Source organism: Pelagerythrobacter marinus (assembly GCF_009827515.1).
Lineage (GTDB): Bacteria > Pseudomonadota > Alphaproteobacteria > Sphingomonadales > Sphingomonadaceae > Pelagerythrobacter > Pelagerythrobacter marinus.
Genome location: NZ_WTYO01000007.1, coordinates 58,151 through 75,438, shown reverse-complemented (window position 1 = coordinate 75,438; position 17,288 = coordinate 58,151). Strand labels below are relative to the sequence as shown.

The following is a 17,288-nucleotide window of genomic DNA, read 5'->3' as shown; positions in this document are numbered from 1 at the left end:
CCCTCAGCCGCCCTGCCGGCTTTCCTCGACCGCGGCGATCGCTTCCTCGGGCCAGGTCACCTGCGTCTGCGTCTGCGGGTTGAAGACATCGCCCGGGTATTGCGCCGCGGCCGCGGCCGCGATCTCCGCCTCGGTCAGGAACTCGCTCGGCTCCAGCGCGAAGACATCCAGCCCGCGGGTGATCTCGGTCGCGTAGATCCGGCCGCGATACCAGTAGGCCGACCAGTATCCGCCGGTGATCAGCTGGTCCTTGTCCACCGGGCCGCGATCGAAATAGGCGATCTCCACCGGGTTTTCCGCGTCGGTGAAGTCGATCACGCTGACCCCGCCCTGGTACCAGGCCTGGACGAAGATGTCGCGCCCGGGGACCGGGATGATCGAGCCGTTGTGCGCGACGCAGTTCTCCTTGTCGGTCTGCGGCGCGGGCAGCTTGTAGAGGCTGCGGAAGGCGAGCTTGCCGTCTTCTATCTCGTAGATCGCGTTGGCGCCCCAGTTGCGCGGATCGCCGGCCTGGCAGCGGGGCCGCCCGCCGCCGCCCCACTCGTCGGTGAACAGGACCTTGGTGCCGTCGTTGTTGAACGTGGCCGAATGCCAGTAGGCAAAGCCCTTGTCGGTCACGTCGTCGATCCGCACCGGCTTGAGCGGATCGGAAATGTCGAGGATGATGCCGTTGCCCGAACAGGCCCCCGCCGCGAGGTCGAGCGAGGGGAAGACGGTGATGTCGTGGCACTGGTCGGTCACCCGCGTGTCCTGCGTGCCCTCCCCGTGGTCGCCGCCCCGCCAGAGGCCGGCGATGCGCCCGTCGCGCGCGAAGATGCGCGGGCTGTCGACGATGCGCGCGGCAGCGGGATCGGCCACCGGGATCTCGATCACGTCGATGCTGAACAGGGCGGTGTTGTCGCCGCCGGTGTCGAAACAGCCGGCCAGCTCGCGCTCGTCGCGGACATAGCTGGTGCCCGAATTGTACACGACCACGCGATCCTCGTCGGCGCTGACGATCGAGTGGGTGTGGCTGCCGCGGCAGGTCTGCACCTGGCCCACCTGGCGCGGGCGGGTGATGTCGGAAATGTCGAAGATCCGCAGGCCGCGGAACCGCTCGTCGCTGACGGTCCCGTCCACGCCCTGCAGGCCGCAGTCCTTGCGCGCACGCGCGTCCTGCACGCTCATCAGCAGGAGATCGCCGACGATCGACACGTCGCCCTGGCCGCCCGGGCACACGACCGAGCTGAGCAGTTCGGGCACGCCGTCCTCGCCCAGGCGATAGGCGTTGAAACCGTGGTAATTGCCGGCCACGAGCAGGTCGCCGGAGAACGCGAGGTCGGTATTGGCGAAACTGAGCAGCGAACTGCGTTCGCCGAACTGCGGTTCCTCCCCGTCTTCAGCTCCCTCTCCTTCGGCACCCGCGCCGCCGGCGGCCATGTCATCGTGGCCGGCGTGGCCCGCATGGGCATCTTCGTCTGTCGCCGCCGGCTTGCGCGGGGCGAGCTGCGCGGGGTTGTCGGGGTCGAAGAACCCCACCGGCTTGGGCAGGGCGGCGACGAGGCGCAAGTTGCTGATCGCTTCCCCCGCGTCGCGGAAGCCGGGCGCCAGGGCGACGCGCGGATCGTCGGACAGGCCGGCGAGGACGAGGTTCATCCGGTCGATCTCGGCCTGCTGGTCGCTCACCACGTCATTGGTGAATTCGAACAGTACGGGTTCGTAGGCCGTGCCGGGCTGGGCGTGCAGTTCGTCGACCATCTCGATCGCGCCCATGTGGTGCGGGATCATCAGTTCCAGGAACAGGCGGTCGAAGGCGGTGCCGCGGGATTCGGCCAGCTGCGCCATCTGCTCCGGTGTTGCCATGCCTTTCATCAGGCCGTGCTGGTGCGCGTGGCCCATGCCCGCCATCGCGGTTTCCTGGTTCCGGTCGCGCAGCCACTCAGTCATGAAGCCGATCTCGTCCTTCTGGCTGGCATCGATCCGTCCCGCGATGGCGAGGATATCGGGGTTGTTCGTCCGGTCCGCGACCAGGGCGGCCATGTCCACCGCCTGCTGGTGATGGACGATCATCCCCTGCATGAAGGCCACGTCGGCCGGCGCGAAGGCCGTGCTGGCCAGGCGCGTCGCCTCTTCCGCCGCGAGCGTCCGCGCCGGCTCGCCCGGCGCGCCGGGCTGGACGATTGGCGCTTCCTGCGCGGCCAGCGCGCTCGTTCCGGCAAGAAGGCCCGCGACCAGCGTCAGGCGGGCAAGGCGGCGTGTCGTCATCGTATGCGTCCCCTCGTGCAATCTGGCGCGGGAGTGGGGACCATCGGGCCCGGCAAGTCAATACGACGCCGGTCGATCCGCATGGGCCGTTCGTCGGCCGCCGGCACCGGCCCGTGCCGCCCGCCCGGCGCGATCGCGCAACAATTTCCCGGCTCGCCCGTTGGCAAGGGGCAACGAGGAGGAAACCATATGAAATTGCCGCACAATGCCCATGTCGCGCTGGTGGACGGAACGACCTTCGTCGTCATGCGGAACAAGGGCAAGCCGTTCGAGCCGGAGCTGGAGACCGTGGCCAAGCCCGATCTCGAGGCGACCAATTTCAGCGCCGGGGTCCGCCACCAGGACCCGACCAGCCAGATGCCCGGGCGCAACGACCTGAACGAGCTCGCCCACGGCGCGGCGGCCGCCGAGTGGCTGAACGCCAAGGCGATCGCGGACGAGATCGAGGCAGTGCTGGTGATCGCCGACCCCAAGACGCTGGGCGAGATGCGCCACCACTATCACGGCGAGCTGGAGAAGCGGCTGGTGGGCGAAATTCCGAAGACCATGACCGGCGAAACCAGCGCCGACATCGCGCAGGCGATCGCCGCCGCCTGACCGCTTCAGTCGGCATTCATCGCGGCGAGGCAACCTCTCGTCGCCGCGACGCTTGCCGGCGCGAATCCGGTGCCGTTAAGCTGTTGCAAACCAAGGGAGGTTACGGCCATCCACATGGCATTGGGATCGCGCATCACGAAAACGTTCGCCGGGGCAAGGGCGCTCGCCGGGCTGGTCGGGGCTCTCGCCCTGGGCATGGCCGCCGTGCCGGCCCAGGCGCAATCGACCAATTTCGAAGCGATGTTCGACAGCGCGCTGGGGACCGAAACCCGCGCGCCGCGAACCTTCGAGGCGGTTTACCAGACCGGCTTCGAACAGCGTATCGCCATCGCCGCCGACGGGTCGAAGGGGCGCATCGGCGTCTCGGTGCTCGACCTTGCGACGGGGCAGGAATTCTCCATCCTGGGCGACCAGCGCTTCCCCATGGCCAGCACCAGCAAGATCGCGATCGCCGCGACTTTCCTGGAGGGGGTCGAACAGGGACGGTGGAGCCTTTCGAGCGAGTTTCCCCTGCTCTTCCCGCTGCGTTCGCAACCGTTTTCCAGCCCCAAGGCGCCGGTCCGGCGGGGCAAGCACCTGCCGGCCAGCGAGCTGATCGAGCTGATGATCACCCGGTCGAGCAACCCGGCGACCGACGCCCTGCTGGCGGTGGTCGGCGGGCCGGAAGCGGTCAACGACTGGATGCGCCGCGCGGGGATCGAGGATTTCCAGCTCACCCGCGATATCGCCACGCTCGTACGCGACGACGGGGAGATCGACCCCGCCGCCGCGATCGACTTGCGCGACAGCGCCACCCCGCGGGCGATGACGAAGCTTCTCGCCGGCCTTTACCAGGGCCGCTGGCTTTCGCCGAGCAGCCGGGCCGTGATCATCGGGGCGATGGAACGCTGCCGGACCGGCAAGCGGCGGATTCCCGCGCTCCTGCCGGCTGGCGCGACCGTGGCGCACAAGACCGGCTCGCTCAACAACACCTCCAGCGACATCGGCATCATCAACACGCCCGACGGGCGGGCATTCGCCGTGGCGATCTACGTCACCGGGCAGGGATCGCGTCTCGCGCGCGAAAGCCGCATCGCCCAGATCGCCCGCGCGGCCTATGCCGGCTACGACAACCCGGGCGGCGGGACCTGGGCGGAAGCCGTCTATTCGCGCGACGGCGCAGCGGCCAGCCCCTGAAACCAACGCCCCCCCGGACTGACGCCCCCTCCGACCGACGCCCCTCAGGCTGACGACACCCGCGTGACGGAACGCGCCCGAAGACTGGCGCGCCCTGCCGGTCCGGCCGGGTAGGCCCCGGCCCCGACGGCGCAGCCTTGTCGCGCGCAAACAGAAAGGGCGGCGCCTCGCGGCACCGCCCTTTCCGTTTTTCGCAAGGCGAAAGCGAAGATCAGTCGGCCTGAGCTTCGGCTTCCGTTTCGCCGTGCACTTCGGCTTCCGCGGCAGCGGCAGCTTCGTCGGCGGCGGCAGCAGCTTCGTCGGCCGCACCTTCGACGGCGGCACCGGCGTCGGCGGCGGCGTCTTCGATTTCGGCGCCCATGGCGTCGGCGTTGGCTTCGGCGTCGGCAGCGGCGCCTTCAACGGCGTCGCCGGCAGCGTCCTGGGTGCCTTCCGAGCAAGCGGCGAGGGTCAGGGCAGCGCCGGCCGCGGCAGCGGCGAGAACGATCTTACGCATATGTCAGTTTCCTTGAACAGCGAGTGGTTTCATCCCGGCCCGAGGCCGGAACGCGAAGCCCACAAGCGTGCAGACTTCGAGCGGGACAAATAATGGCCAATTTGTGGCGATGCAAGCGGTTTGACATTTTTACGCCGCAATTGCCCCGGCGTCCGGGGGCGCACGAAACCGGCTGACCGGGGGAATTTGCGCTGCTACCAACCTTGCGATGGCAGACAAGCAGCATCTCTATCTCGTCGACGGATCGTCCTACATTTTCCGGGCCTATCACCGCTTGCCCCCGCTGACCGATCCCGAGGGGACCCCGGTCGGCGCGGTCTATGGCTATACCACGATGCTGTGGAAGCTGGCCGACGATCTCGACAAGGCCGACGGCCCTACCCACCTCGCGGTGATTCTCGACAAGGGATCGACCAGTTTCCGCAACGAGATCTACGCCGAGTACAAGGCGAACCGGCCCGATCCGCCAGAGGACCTGGTGCCCCAGTTCCCCCTGATTCGCGACGCCACCCGCGCCTTCAGCCTGCCCTGCATCGAGGAAGAGGGGCTCGAGGCCGACGACCTGATCGCCAGCTATGCCCGCGAGGCGACGCGCAAGGGCTGGGACGTGACGATCGTGTCGTCCGACAAGGACCTGATGCAACTGGTGGGCCAGTGCGCCGAGCCGGACGACGGCGTGGCCGAAGGCGGCTGCATCGACATGCTCGACACGATGAAGAACGTGCGCATCGGGCCGGAGGAAGTGACCGAGAAGTTCGGCGTTCCGCCCGAGCTGGTGGGCGACGTGCTCGCGCTGATGGGCGATTCGGTCGACAATATCCCGGGTATCTACGGCATCGGGCCGAAGACCGCGTCGAAGCTGATCGTCGAACACGGCAGCCTGGCCGGCGCGCTCGACGCCGCGCCGGAGATGAAGAAATCGAAGCTGAAGGAACGCCTGCTCGAAGGCCGCGAGATGGCGGAGCTGAGCCGCGTGCTCGTGCAGCTGAAGGAAGACTGCGCGCTGCCGATGGCGCTCGACGAATTCCGCCTGTCGGCCATTCCGCCCGAACCGCTGGCCGCCTTCCTGTCGAAACACGGCTTCACCAGCCTGCTGCGGCGGCTCGATTCGGGCCGGGGCAGCCCGAACCGGCCGACCGATCTCAACCCGGCCAAGCCGGTCAACAAGGGCGCGGACGGCGCGCCCGGCGGCAATCGCCAGCCGCTGCCCGACCTGCCGGCGGTGGACCGCGGCGCCTATGAATGCGTGCAGACGGCCGAGCGGCTCGAACACTGGATCGCCCGCGCCTTCGCCGCCGGCGTGGTCGCGATCGATACCGAGACCAGCGCGCTCGACGCGATGCGCGCCGAACTGGCCGGGATCAGCCTGGCGCTGGGCGCCAACGATGCCTGCTACATCCCCCTCGCCCACGGCGGCAGCGACATGTTCGCCGAGCGTCCGCAGCAGGTCGCGCGCGAGACCGCACTGACCCTGCTCAAGCCCCTGCTGGAAAGCGAGGCGGTCCTGAAAGTCGGGCAGAACGTCAAGTACGACATCAACGTCCTGGCTCGCCACGGGATCGCGATGGCACCGGTGGACGACACGATGATCGTCTCCTTCGCGCTCGATGCCGGCCGCAGCCTCGACGGGATTGGCGGCGGCCACGGGATGGACGAGCTGGCGCAGCGCCACCTCGGCCACACGACCCTGACCTTCAAGGACATCTGCGGCAGCGGGAAGAAGGCGATCCCCTTCGGCGAGGTCCCGCTCGACCGCGCGACCGAGTACGCGGCCGAGGATGCCGACGTCACCTGGCGCCTGCACTGCCTGTTGCGGCCCCGCCTCGCGAGCGAGGGCGGGACGCGCATCTACGAGCGCGTGGACCGGCCGCTGATCCCGGTCGTCGCGCAGATGGAGCGCCACGGCATCCGGGTGGACAAGGCGCGGCTGGGCAAGCTGTCGGAAGAGTTCGCGGCCGAAACCGGCCGGCTGGAGAGCGAGATTCACGCGATCGCGGGCGCCGAGTTCACCATCGGCAGCCCGCGCCAGCTGGGCGACGTGCTGTTCGACAAGATGGGGTACAAGGGCGGGCGCAAGGGCAAGAGCGGCCAGTATTCGACCGACCAGGCGATCCTGGAAAAGCTCTCCGCACAGGGCGCAGAGATTGCCGACAAAGTGCTGGAATGGCGCCAGCTGACCAAGCTCAAGAGCACGTATACCGATGCGCTGCAGGCGGCGATCAACCCCGACACGGGGCGCGTCCACACCAGTTACAGCCTCGTCGGCGCACAGACCGGGCGGCTGTCCTCGACCGATCCCAACCTGCAGAACATCCCGATCCGGACCGAGATCGGCCGCCAGATCCGCGATGCCTTCGTGGCCGAGGAGGGCAATGTCCTGCTGGCCGCCGACTATTCGCAGATCGAGCTGCGCCTGGCCGCGCACATGGCCGACGTGCCGGAGCTGAAGCAGGCCTTCGCCAATGGCGAGGACATCCACGCCCGCACCGCGAGCGAGATGTTCGGCGAGGTGACGCGCGATACCCGCGCGCGGGCCAAGACGATCAATTTCGCGATCCTCTACGGCATCAGCCGTTGGGGCCTGGGCGCGCGGCTGAAGGTCGAGCCGGACGAGGCCCAGGCCATGATCGACACCTACTTCCAGCGCTTCCCCGGCATCCAGCGCTATATCGTCGACACGCTGGAACGCGTGCGCGAGCGCGGTTATTCGCAGACGCTGTTTGGCCGCAAGACGTGGTTTCCCCGGATCGCCTCGAAGAACCAGGGCGAACGCCAGGGGAGCGAGCGGGCCGCGATCAACGCGCCGATCCAGGGGACGAGCGCGGACATCATCAAGCGGGCGATGGCGCGGATGATGCCGGCCCTGGCCGACGCGGGCCTCGGCCACGTGCGGATGCTGCTGCAGGTCCACGACGAGCTGGTGTTCGAGCTGCCCGAGGGCGACGTCGCCGCCGCGAGGCCGGTGATCGAACGGGTCATGGCCGAGGCATCGCTCCCCGCGGTCACGCTCGACGTGCCGCTAGGGATCGAGATCGGGACCGGCACCAGTTGGGGCCAGGCACACTGACGCCGCGATTGCGCCTTCGCCGCCCCAGGACGGGCAACCTCGTGATCCTGGGCGTGATCGCGTTCACCCTGCTCGCGGGGCTGTTCCTCGTGTTCCAGACGATCGAGGCCGAGCGGGCCGAGCGCAGGCAGGTGCGCGAGACGAGCGAGATCCTGCTCGAACTGCGCAATGTCACCCGCGCCGCGCTGAACGCTGAAACGGGCCAGCGCGGCTATCTCCTCACGCTCGATCGCCGCTATCTCGAACCCTATCACGTCGGGCGCGAGCAGGTCCGCCCCGCGCTCGCCCGGCTGCGCGAGCTGCTCGGCGACGATGCCTCGCCGCGCCAGCAGGAGCTGCTGGACGAAATCGACACGCTCGCCGAGACCAAGTTCGCGGAAATGGAAGCAGTCGTCGCGTTGGTCGACCGGCGCCGCGTGATCGAGGCGCGGCGCCAGCTGCTCGACGACGAGGGGGCCGAGGCCATGGCGCGCCTGCGCCGGGCCACGCGCGAGATGGAAGCGATCGAGAACCGGATCCTGGTCGCCGCCGCGACCGAGACCGCGCGGGCCGAGGGGCGGGTCCTGCCGCTGCTGGGCGGCATCCTGCTGGTTCTGCTGGTGACGCTGGCGCTCGGTTACCGCCTCGTCACCCGCGCCGCCCATGCCGAGGCGGAGGCGGAGCAGGCCGCGGCCCTCGGCGAAGCGCGCGACCGGGCCGACCTGCTCGCGCGCGAGCTGAACCACCGGGTCAAGAACCTCTTCGCGGTGATCCTCGCGATCGTGCGGATGAGCGGGAAGGACGCGCCCGAGGCACGGCCGGTGATCGAGCGCATATCGGACCGCATCCACGCCCTGCTGACCGCCCACGACGTGACCCAGGGCACGCTCGAACGTCCGGTCGCCTCGCTGCGGACGCTGGTGGAGACGACGCTCGCCCCCTACCGGTCGGAGAAGCTCCCGGCCGAGATCGAGGGGCCGGACATCGAGCTGCCGGCGCGGCAGGTCACGCCGCTGGGCCTCGTCCTGCACGAGCTGACGACCAATGCCGTCAAGTACGGCGCCTGGAGCCGGGGCGGCACGATCGCGATCGCCTGGCGCGTGGACGACGGGATGATCGCGATCGACTGGCGCGAACGCTGCGAATGCGATGGCAAACCGCCCGAGCGGACCGGGTTCGGCAGCCTGCTGATGACGAGCGCCGCGCGCCAGCTTCGCGGCGAGATCGACCGGCGCTTCGGCCCCGGAGGGGTCGAGGTGACGATTGCTTTCCCCCATGCCGCAGGCTGAGGCCCTGCCGCGCCGCGCGCTTCGGCGCGCTTGCCACGGCCCGGCACAGGCCATAGGCCGTCGCTGATGCCCGACCGGATCGCCCTGCCCGACTGGACCGGTGGATGGACCATCGCCTGGGACGAAGTGGCGGCGGTGACGATCGCCGTCGTCCTCGCCATTGCCGCGGCCTTCCTGGTCCACCGGGTGATCTTCAACCTCCTGCGGCGCCTGGCGCAGGGATCGGACTCGCGGGCCGACGACCTCGTCTTCGAACGGATCGCCTCGCCGATACGCTGGTCGGTGGTGGCGATCGCGATTGCGATCGTCGCCCAGACCCATGCCGATATCGCGCGGGTCTGGCAGTGGGTCGCGCCGTTCCTCGTCCCCGCGCTGGTCGGCTGGCTGGCACTATCGCTCGTGCGCGCATTCGCCGCCGCCATGCAGATCCGCAGCGAGCTGTCGACCGACCCGATCGCCGCGCGCAGCCGGCGCACCCGGGTCGCGATCCTTTCGCGCACGGCGGCGTTCCTGATCGTCCTGCTCACCGTGGCGATGATGCTGCTGGCCATCCCCGGCGTGCGCGACGTCGGCGTGACGCTGATGGCATCGGCCGGGCTTGCCGCGCTGGCCGTGGGCGCGGCGGCCCAGCCCGCGCTCAAGTCGCTGATCGCCGGGATGCAGATGGCCCTGACCGAACCGCTGCGGATCGGCGATCTCGTGGTGGTGGACGGCTTCACCGGGCGGGTGGAGGAAATCCGCATGAGCTTCGTCATCGTGCGGACCTGGGACGAACGGCAGATCGTGGTGCCGACCAGCAGCTTCCTCGACACGAGTTTCGAAAACTGGTCGCGCGATTCGGAACGGCTCTCGGGGCCGGTCTTCCTGCACCTCGACCCCGCCAGCGAAGTGGCGCCGATCCGCGCGGAGCTCCTGCGCTATGTCGCCACGCGCGAGGACTGGGACGGGCGCACGGCCGAACTGCTGATGACCGAGGCGCACCCGGAAAGCATCGAGCTGCGGATCGCGGTCAGCGCGGCGACGATCGGCGACCTGTGGACCCTGCGCTGCGCTGTGCGCGAGCACATGATGGAATGGCTGCGGGTCAACATGCCCGACGCGCTGATCCGCCACCGGCTGGGGGTGGAGGACGCCAACGCCCGCACGCAGCGGGGCTAGCGGAACACAGCAGCCCCAAGGCGCCCGGCCCGGGGCGGAGCGCGCCAGCGCGGAACGCCGGGCCCGCCCCGGGCCGCCTTAGCCGTGCTTGCGGTCGCGGGTCGGCTCCACCATGCCTTCGGAAATGAAGCCGATCGGCATCGCCTGCGCCGCGCGCTTCTTCAGCTCGCCGCGCATCTTGCGATATTCGGCCTCCATCTGCGGGGTCACGGTGGCACGCGAATCCTTCAGCGCCTCGTCGAAATCGGCGCCCGTCACGTCCTGCACTTCGCCGCCGACGCGGCGCAGGGCGTTGAGGCCCGCCCGCCGCACGACGTCTTCCAGGTCGGCGCCGGTGAACCGGTCGGTCTTGTCCGCGACCGTGCCCAGGTCCACGTCGCCGGCCAGCGGCATCCCGCCGGTGTGTATGCCCAGGATTTGCGCCCGCCCCTTCCGGTCCGGCGTGCCGACATAGACCAGCTCGTCGAACCGGCCGGGGCGCAGCAGCGCCGGATCGACCAGGGTCGGGCGATTGGTGGCCCCGATCACGATCACCGACTGGAGTTCTTCCAGCCCGTCCATCTCGGCCAGGATCGTGTTGACCACGCGCCCGGTCACCTGCGGTTCGCCCTGGCCGCTGCCGCGGGCCGGAACGAGGCTGTCGATCTCGTCGATGAAGACGACGCAAGGGGCAACGGCGCGCGCGCGCTGGAACATGCGCGCGATCTGCTGCTCGCTCTCGCCGTACCACTTCGACAGGAGGTCGGAACTCTTCATCGAGATGAAGTTCGCCTCCGCCTCCTTCGCGACCGCCTTGGCCAGCAGGGTCTTGCCCGTGCCCGGCGGGCCATAAAGCAGGAAGCCCTTGGCCGGGCGAATGCCCAGGCGGCGGAACGCCTCGGGGTTCTTGAGCGGCAGCTCGATCCCTTCGCGCAGCATGTCGATCGCGTCGTCGACCCCGCCGATGTCGCTCCAGCCCACTTTCGGGACCTGGACCATGACTTCGCGCATGGCGCTGGGCTGCACGCGCTTGAGCGCGGAGAGGAAGTCCTCGCGCGTGACCGAGAGGTTGTCGAGCACCTCGGGCGGGATCGTCCGTTCGTCGAGGTCGAGCTTGGGCATGATGCGCCGGACGGCATCGATCGCCGCCTCGCGCGCGAGCGCGGCGATATCGGCGCCCACGAAACCGTGGGTCACCCGCGCCAGTTCGTCCGGGTCCACCCGGTCGCCCAGCGGCATCCCGCGGGTGTGGATGGACAGGATCTCGCGCCGCCCCTTCTCGTCGGGCACGCCGATCACGATCTCGCGGTCGAACCGGCCGGGCCGGCGCAGCGCCTCGTCCACCGCGTCGGGGCGATTGGTGGCGGCGATGACGACGAGGTTCGATCGCGCCTCCAGCCCGTCCATCAGGGTCAGCAATTGCGCGACCAGGCGCTTTTCCGCCTCGCCCGAGACTTGCGAGCGCTTGGGCGCGATCGAGTCGATCTCGTCGATGAAGACGATCGCCGGGGCATGCTTGGTCGCGTCCTCGAACACCTCGCGCAGGCGCTTCTCGCTCTCGCCGTAGCCGGAGCCCATGATTTCCGGCCCGTTGATGGTGAAGAACTGCGCGTCGCTCTCGTTCGCGACCGCCTGGGCGAGCCGCGTCTTGCCGGTTCCCGGCGGGCCGTGGAGCAGGACCCCCTTGGGCGGATCGACGCCCAGCCGGGTGAACAGCTCGGGATAGCGCAGCGGCAGCTCGACCATCTCGCGCAGCTGCTGGATCGTTTCGCCCATGCCGCCGACATCGTCGTAGTTCACGACCGCGCGGCCGGTGGGCGATTCCTCGTACTCGGCGCGCAGCTCCACCTCGGTGTTCTCGTCGATATGGACGATCCCCTTGGGCGCGGTGGAAACCACGGTGAGGCGCACCTGCGTCAGCGCATAGGCCGGGGCGTTGAACATCCGCTGCACTTCGGGCGGCATGTTCTGCACCGGCTGCTGGCCGGTCGTCGCCACGAGGTCGCCGGCCATCAGCGGCTTGCGGAAGAAATTGCGCTTGAGCGCCTGGGTCGGGCCCTGGAGCCGCATCTCCCGGCTGGCCGGGGCGAACACGACGCGCGTGGCCGGCCGCGACTTGGCGGCGGAAATACGCACGTGCTCGCCCGATCCGCACTCGGCATTGTTGCGCTGCAGGCCATCGAGCCGGACGACGTCTAGCGACTGGTCCTCGTCATAGGCGGCCATCGCGATCGCGGCGGTCGAACGCTTGCCCGCGATCTCGACCACGTCGCCTTCGGTAATGCCGAGCGCCTGGAACGCCGAGCGCGGCAACCGGGCAACGCCGCGCCCGCTTTCTTCCTGCCGTGCCGCCGCGACCTGGAGCCGGACCGCCTTATCTTCTACCGTCGCGTCGACTTCGGCCATCCGTCCACATCTCCCTGTGCCGTTTCACATGCGTGACGCTCCCTAGCTAGGGAGCCTTCGTCGCGAGTCAAACGCCCGAACCGCCGGCAAGTGCCGGGGCCTGCCCGCGCAACGCGGGCAAAGAAAAAGGCCCGGTCACGAGGACCGGGCCTGGAAAGTCTTGGGAGAGGATGCCTGAAAGGCACGCCCTATGTGCAGTGCAGCAAGGTTTTGTGCAAGTGCGAAAAGTTCATTGTATGTTGCATAAAAAGCAACCCAGCCTGTCGCACGGTTGAAAGAATGACACTTTTGCGGGCGACCCGCCCAGCTCGCCGCACCGCGATGCTGCACCGCAGCATGGCCCGGACGCAGCCGCCCGAGGGGTGACAGGTCCGCGCTTCGCGCCTAGAGGCGAAGGGCGCTTAAGGAGGTCCGATGCAGAAGCTCTATCCCGATGCCGCCGCCGCCCTCGACGGGCTGCTCGAGGACGACATGCTGATCGCCGCGGGGGGCTTCGGCCTGTGCGGCATTCCCGAACGCCTGCTCGACGCGATCCGCGACAGCGGGGTCAAGGGCCTGACCTTCTGCAGCAACAATGCCGGCATCGACAACGAAGGCATCGGCAAGCTGCTGCGCACCCACCAGGTGAAAAAGATGATCTCGTCCTACGTGGGCGAGAACAAGGAGTTCGAGCGCCAGTTTCTCTCCGGCGAGCTGGAGGTGGAATTCTGCCCCCAGGGGACCCTGGCCGAGCGTATGCGTGCCGGCGGCGCCGGCATTCCCGGGTTCTACACGAAGACCGGCGTCGGCACCCAGGTGGCCGAAGGCAAGGAAGTGAAGACCTTCGACGGGGAGGACTATATCCTCGAGCGCGGGATCTTCGCCGATCTTGCGATCGTGAAAGCGTGGAAGGCGGACGAAACCGGCAACCTGGTGTTCCGCAAGACCGCGCGCAATTTCAACCTGCCGGCGGCGACCTGCGGCAAGGTCTGCGTCGTCGAAGTGGAAGAAATCGTGCCCACCGGCAGCCTCGATCCCGACTGCATCCACCTGCCCGGCGTCTATGTCCAGCGGATGATCGTCGGCGCGCCCTACGACAAGAAGATCGAGTTCCGCACGACCCGGGAAAGGACCGGGCCCGAACACGAGGCCGCGTGAGCGCGCGGCGGCACCATGCCGCGTGCGCGGCATCGGCGCTTGCCCTCACCCTCGGCGGGTGCGTTGCCGCCGCGATTCCGCTTGCCGCCAGCAGCGCGATGATCGGCGGGCCCGAGCGGCAGGCCCGGGCCGGCGCGCGAACCGTCGTGCCGGCCGACCGCGCGGCCGCTGCAACGGCGCCGGCCACGCCCTATCGCGGCTTTCTCAGCTATGCGCTGGCCGAAACCGCCCGCCACCCGACCGACGAGCGCCGGCGCTCCGCCGTCCTGGCCGATCCCGGATCGCTGCAGCCGGCAACCACCGATTGCGCGATCCTGCCGCCCGCGGTGCTGATCGATCTCGACCCCGCCGGCGAAGCCGCGCAGGTCGACGCGATCGCGCCCGATCCGGCCCTCGCCGACGGGCTGGCCGACTTGCGCGCACAGGATACCGCCGTGTTCTGGATCAGCCGCCTCTCCGCCGCCGATGCCGGCACGCTGCGCCGGCGCCTCGTGGAAACGGGGCTCGACCCGGCGGGCCGCGACATCTTGCTGCTCATGCGCCGGGCCGGCGACCGCAAGCAGCTGCGCCGCGAGGAGCTGGCGCGCAGCCACTGCCTGCTCGCCATCGCCGGTGACGAGCGGGCCGATTTCGACGAGCTCTATTCCTACCTGAGGGACCCTGCCGCGGCCTCGGCACTCGAAGTGCTGATCGACCGGGGCTGGTTCCTCGTCCCGACACCTCCAGAGACCAAGGAAGATTGACCGATGCCCTGGGACCGCAACCAGATGGCCGCCCGCGCGGCGCAGGAACTGCAAGACGGATTTTACGTGAACCTGGGGATCGGCATTCCGACGCTGGTCGCCAACCACATCCCCGAAGGGATGCATGTCACGCTGCAGAGCGAAAACGGCATGCTGGGCATCGGCCCCTTCCCCTACGAGGACGAAGTCGATGCCGACCTGATCAATGCCGGCAAGCAGACGATCAGCGAACTGCCGCACAGCGCCTATTTCGACAGCGCCGCCAGCTTCGCGATGATCCGCGGCGGGCATATCGACCTGACGGTGCTGGGCGCGATGGAAGTGGCGGAGAACGGCGACATCGCCAACTGGATGATCCCCGGCAAGATGATCAAGGGCATGGGCGGCGCGATGGACCTCGTCGCCGGGGTGAAGAAGATCATCGTGGTTATGGAACACACCGCCAAGAACGACAGCCCCAAGTTCATTCCCGAATGCACGTTGCCGCTGACCGGCACCAACGTGGTGGACATGATCGTGACCGACCTCGCCGTGTTCCAGCGGCCGGACCACGACAGCCCGTTCCGCCTGGTCGAGCTGGCCCCGGGCGTGAGCGCGGACGAAGTCGCCGCGAAAACCACCGCGCATTACGTCGCCTGAGCCGGTGGGCGGCCGGGCCACCCCGCTTGCCGGCCTGCGCGTGGTCGAACTCGCCCGCGTCCTGGCCGGGCCGTTCGCCGGGCAGACCCTGGCCGATCTCGGCGCCGACGTGATCAAGGTCGAGAGCCCCGAAGGCGACGGCACGCGCCAGTGGGGCCCGCCGTGGATCGAGCGCGGGGGCGAACGCGCCGCGGCCTATTACCATGCCTGCAACCGCGGCAAGCGATCGGTCGTCGCCGACTTCGCCGACCCCGCCGACCGGGCGATGGTTGCCGGGCTGTGCGCCGGCGCGGACGTGGTGATAGAGAACTTCAAGGCCGGCACGCTCGCGCGCTTCGGCCTCGACTACGCCGCGCTCGCCGCGCGCAACCCGCGCCTCGTCTATTGCTCGATCACCGGCTTCGGGCTCGACGGCCCGCGCCGAGAGGAACCGGGTTACGACTTCGTGATCCAGGGCATGAGCGGGCTGATGGGGCTGACCGGCGAGCCGGGGGGCGCGCCGATGAAGGCGGGGGTCTCGATCTCCGACCTCGCCTGCGGCCTCTATTCGACGATCGCGATCCAGGCCGCGCTGCTGATGCGCGAGCGCACCGGCACCGGGCAGCACATCGACATGGCCCTGCTCGACTGTTCGGTATCGCTCCTCGCCAACCAGGCCATGAGCTATTTCGCGAGCGGCACGAACCCGCCGCGCATGGGCAATTCGCACGCCCAGGTCGTGCCCTACGGCGTCTATCGCGCGGCCGACGGCGAGGTGGTCCTTGCCCCGGCGAACGACCGGCTGTTCGGCGTCCTGATGCGCGCCCTCGCCCGCGACGACCTGGCCGGGGACCCGCGCCTGGCGGACAACGCCGGCCGGATCGCGCATCGCGAGTGGCTGGAAGCCGAGATCGCGCGCGAGATCGCCCGCTGGGCGCGCGACGACCTGCTCGCCGCCTGCCGCGAAAGCGGCGTGCCGGCCGGGCCGATCAACGATTGCGCGGCCGTGTTCGCCGATCCGCAGGTCGCGGCGCGCGGAATGCGGATAGACCCCGATGGCGTTCCCGGCCTGCGCAGCCCGTTCCGGTTCTCCGATGCCGGGCTGGCACTCGACCGTCCATCGCCCCGCCAGGGCGAGCATGGGCGGCAGCGCGGAACCGCGCCGCGGTGGCGCGACTAGGTCAGCCGAGCGCCGCCTTCAGGTCGTCCACCAGGTCGGTGCGCTCCCACGGGAAATGATCGCCTTGCGCCGCCCGGCCGAAATGGCCGTAGGCCGCGCTCTGGCGATAGATCGGCTTGTTCAGCCCCAGGTGGGTGCGGATGCCGCGCGGGGTCAGGCCGCCGAGCTTGTCGATACCGCGGATCGCGTCCTCGATCCGGGCATCGTCCACGCTGCCCGTGCCGTGGGTATCGACATAGAGCGACAGCGGCTCCGAAACGCCGATGGCATAGGAAAGCTGGATCGTGCAGCGGCGCGCGATCCCGGCAGCGACGATGTTCTTGGCCAGGTAGCGGCTGATATAGGCGGCCGAACGATCGACCTTGGTCGGGTCCTTGCCGCTGAACGCGCCCCCGCCGTGGGGCGCCGCGCCGCCATAAGTATCGACGATGATCTTGCGCCCGGTAAGGCCGGCGTCGCCGTCGGGGCCGCCGATCACGAAAGTCCCGGTCGGGTTGATGTGCCAGCGCGTTTCGTCGGACGGGAAGCCGTCGGGCAGGATCTCGCCCACGACGCGCTTCACGTAATCCTTCAGCTCGGCTTCCTTCGCGCCTTCGTCGTAGCCGGGGGCGTGCTGGGTCGAAACGACGATCGCGGTCGCCGCCACCGGCTTCCCGTCGCGATAGCGCAAGGTCACCTGGCTCTTCGCATCGGGCTCGAGGAAGGGGGCCGCACCGCTCTTGCGGTCGGCCGCCAGCCGCTGGAGGATCTTGTGGCTGTAATCGATCGTGGCCGGCATCAGGTCGGGCGTCTCGTCGCAGGCGAAGCCGAACATGATGCCCTGGTCGCCCGCGCCCTCGTCCTTGTTGCCGCTGGCGTCCACGCCCTGCGCGATGTGCGCGCTCTGGCCGTGGAGGTGGTTCTCGAACGTCAGCGTCTGCCAGTGGAAGCCGTCCTGCTCGTATCCGATCTCGCGCACGGTCTCGCGCACGACGCGCTCGATCTCCTCCAGCGCGCCATCGACCCAGGCCCCGTCCTCGTACACGCCCTTGCAGCGCAGTTCGCCCGCCAGGACGACGCGCTGCGTCGTGGTCAGCGTTTCGCAGGCAACGCGCGCCTCGGGGTCCTTCGACAGCAGGAGGTCCACCACGGCGTCGGAAATCTGGTCCGAGACCTTGTCGGGATGCCCCTCGGAAACGCTCTCGGACGTGAAGAGAAAGGTGCTGCGCATGTGGATTCC

The 17,288-nt window shown here is 69.1% G+C and carries 13 protein-coding genes; 9 read left to right on the top strand and 4 right to left on the bottom strand.

All coding sequences use genetic code 11. The features are described from left to right. Positions 1-3: 3 nt before the first annotated feature. On the bottom strand, positions 4-2,244 hold the full coding sequence (locus tag GRI72_RS13395; protein ID WP_160734424.1) for a DUF305 domain-containing protein: 2,241 nt from the start codon (positions 2,242-2,244) through the stop codon (positions 4-6). 189 nt (positions 2,245-2,433) lie between these two features. Here GRI72_RS13395 and GRI72_RS13390 point away from each other — a divergent pair, with 189 nt between their 5' ends. Together GRI72_RS13390 and GRI72_RS13385 are read left to right on the top strand one after the other, a co-directional pair. Next, entirely contained in the window at positions 2,434-2,841 is a 408-nt protein-coding gene (locus tag GRI72_RS13390; RefSeq protein ID WP_160734423.1) for a baeRF12 domain-containing protein, read from the top strand. A 195-nt stretch (positions 2,842-3,036) separates the two neighbouring features. Continuing rightward, entirely contained in the window at positions 3,037-4,017 is a 981-nt protein-coding gene (locus GRI72_RS13385) for a serine hydrolase (RefSeq protein ID WP_160734461.1), read from the top strand. Between the two features lie 211 nt (positions 4,018-4,228). Here GRI72_RS13385 and GRI72_RS13380 read toward each other — a convergent pair whose 3' ends face one another. Beyond that, on the bottom strand, positions 4,229-4,513 hold the full coding sequence (locus GRI72_RS13380) for a hypothetical protein (protein WP_160734422.1): 285 nt from the start codon (positions 4,511-4,513) through the stop codon (positions 4,229-4,231). Positions 4,514-4,721: 208 nt separating this feature from the next. Here GRI72_RS13380 and polA point away from each other — a divergent pair, with 208 nt between their 5' ends. The 3 genes from polA to GRI72_RS13365 all read left to right on the top strand — a co-directional run bounded on the left by polA (position 4,722) and on the right by GRI72_RS13365 (position 10,006). Continuing rightward, on the top strand, positions 4,722-7,580 hold the full coding sequence (gene polA, locus GRI72_RS13375) for a DNA polymerase I (protein ID WP_160734421.1): 2,859 nt from the start codon (positions 4,722-4,724) through the stop codon (positions 7,578-7,580). A 41-nt stretch (positions 7,581-7,621) separates the two neighbouring features. Continuing rightward, positions 7,622-8,848 (top strand): sensor histidine kinase, encoded by a 1,227-nt coding sequence (locus GRI72_RS13370; RefSeq protein ID WP_337191197.1) that lies wholly within the window; start codon positions 7,622-7,624, stop codon positions 8,846-8,848. A 66-nt stretch (positions 8,849-8,914) separates the two neighbouring features. Continuing rightward, positions 8,915-10,006, top strand: coding sequence for a mechanosensitive ion channel family protein (locus tag GRI72_RS13365; protein ID WP_160734419.1), 1,092 nt, complete (start codon positions 8,915-8,917; stop codon positions 10,004-10,006). Between the two features lie 78 nt (positions 10,007-10,084). On the opposite strand, the gene GRI72_RS13360 is transcribed toward GRI72_RS13365, so the two are convergent. After that, positions 10,085-12,391, bottom strand: a complete 2,307-nt coding sequence (locus GRI72_RS13360; RefSeq protein WP_160734418.1) for a CDC48 family AAA ATPase — start codon at positions 12,389-12,391, stop codon at positions 10,085-10,087. A gap of 414 nt (positions 12,392-12,805) precedes the next feature. Here GRI72_RS13360 and GRI72_RS13355 point away from each other — a divergent pair, with 414 nt between their 5' ends. From GRI72_RS13355 to GRI72_RS13340, 4 genes are all read left to right on the top strand, one after another. Then, positions 12,806-13,528: a CoA transferase subunit A gene (locus tag GRI72_RS13355; RefSeq protein ID WP_160734417.1), complete on the top strand. Its 723-nt coding sequence runs from the start codon at positions 12,806-12,808 to the stop codon at positions 13,526-13,528. A gap of 98 nt (positions 13,529-13,626) precedes the next feature. Then, on the top strand, positions 13,627-14,271 hold the full coding sequence (locus GRI72_RS13350) for a hypothetical protein (RefSeq protein WP_160734416.1): 645 nt from the start codon (positions 13,627-13,629) through the stop codon (positions 14,269-14,271). 3 nt (positions 14,272-14,274) lie between these two features. Next, entirely contained in the window at positions 14,275-14,910 is a 636-nt protein-coding gene (locus GRI72_RS13345; protein WP_160734415.1) for a CoA transferase subunit B, read from the top strand. A gap of 4 nt (positions 14,911-14,914) precedes the next feature. Further along, on the top strand, positions 14,915-16,069 hold the full coding sequence (locus GRI72_RS13340; RefSeq protein ID WP_160734414.1) for a CoA transferase: 1,155 nt from the start codon (positions 14,915-14,917) through the stop codon (positions 16,067-16,069). Position 16,070: 1 nt separating this feature from the next. Here GRI72_RS13340 and metK read toward each other — a convergent pair whose 3' ends face one another. Then, positions 16,071-17,279, bottom strand: a complete 1,209-nt coding sequence (metK, locus tag GRI72_RS13335; protein ID WP_160734413.1) for a methionine adenosyltransferase — start codon at positions 17,277-17,279, stop codon at positions 16,071-16,073. Positions 17,280-17,288: the final 9 nt, after the last annotated feature.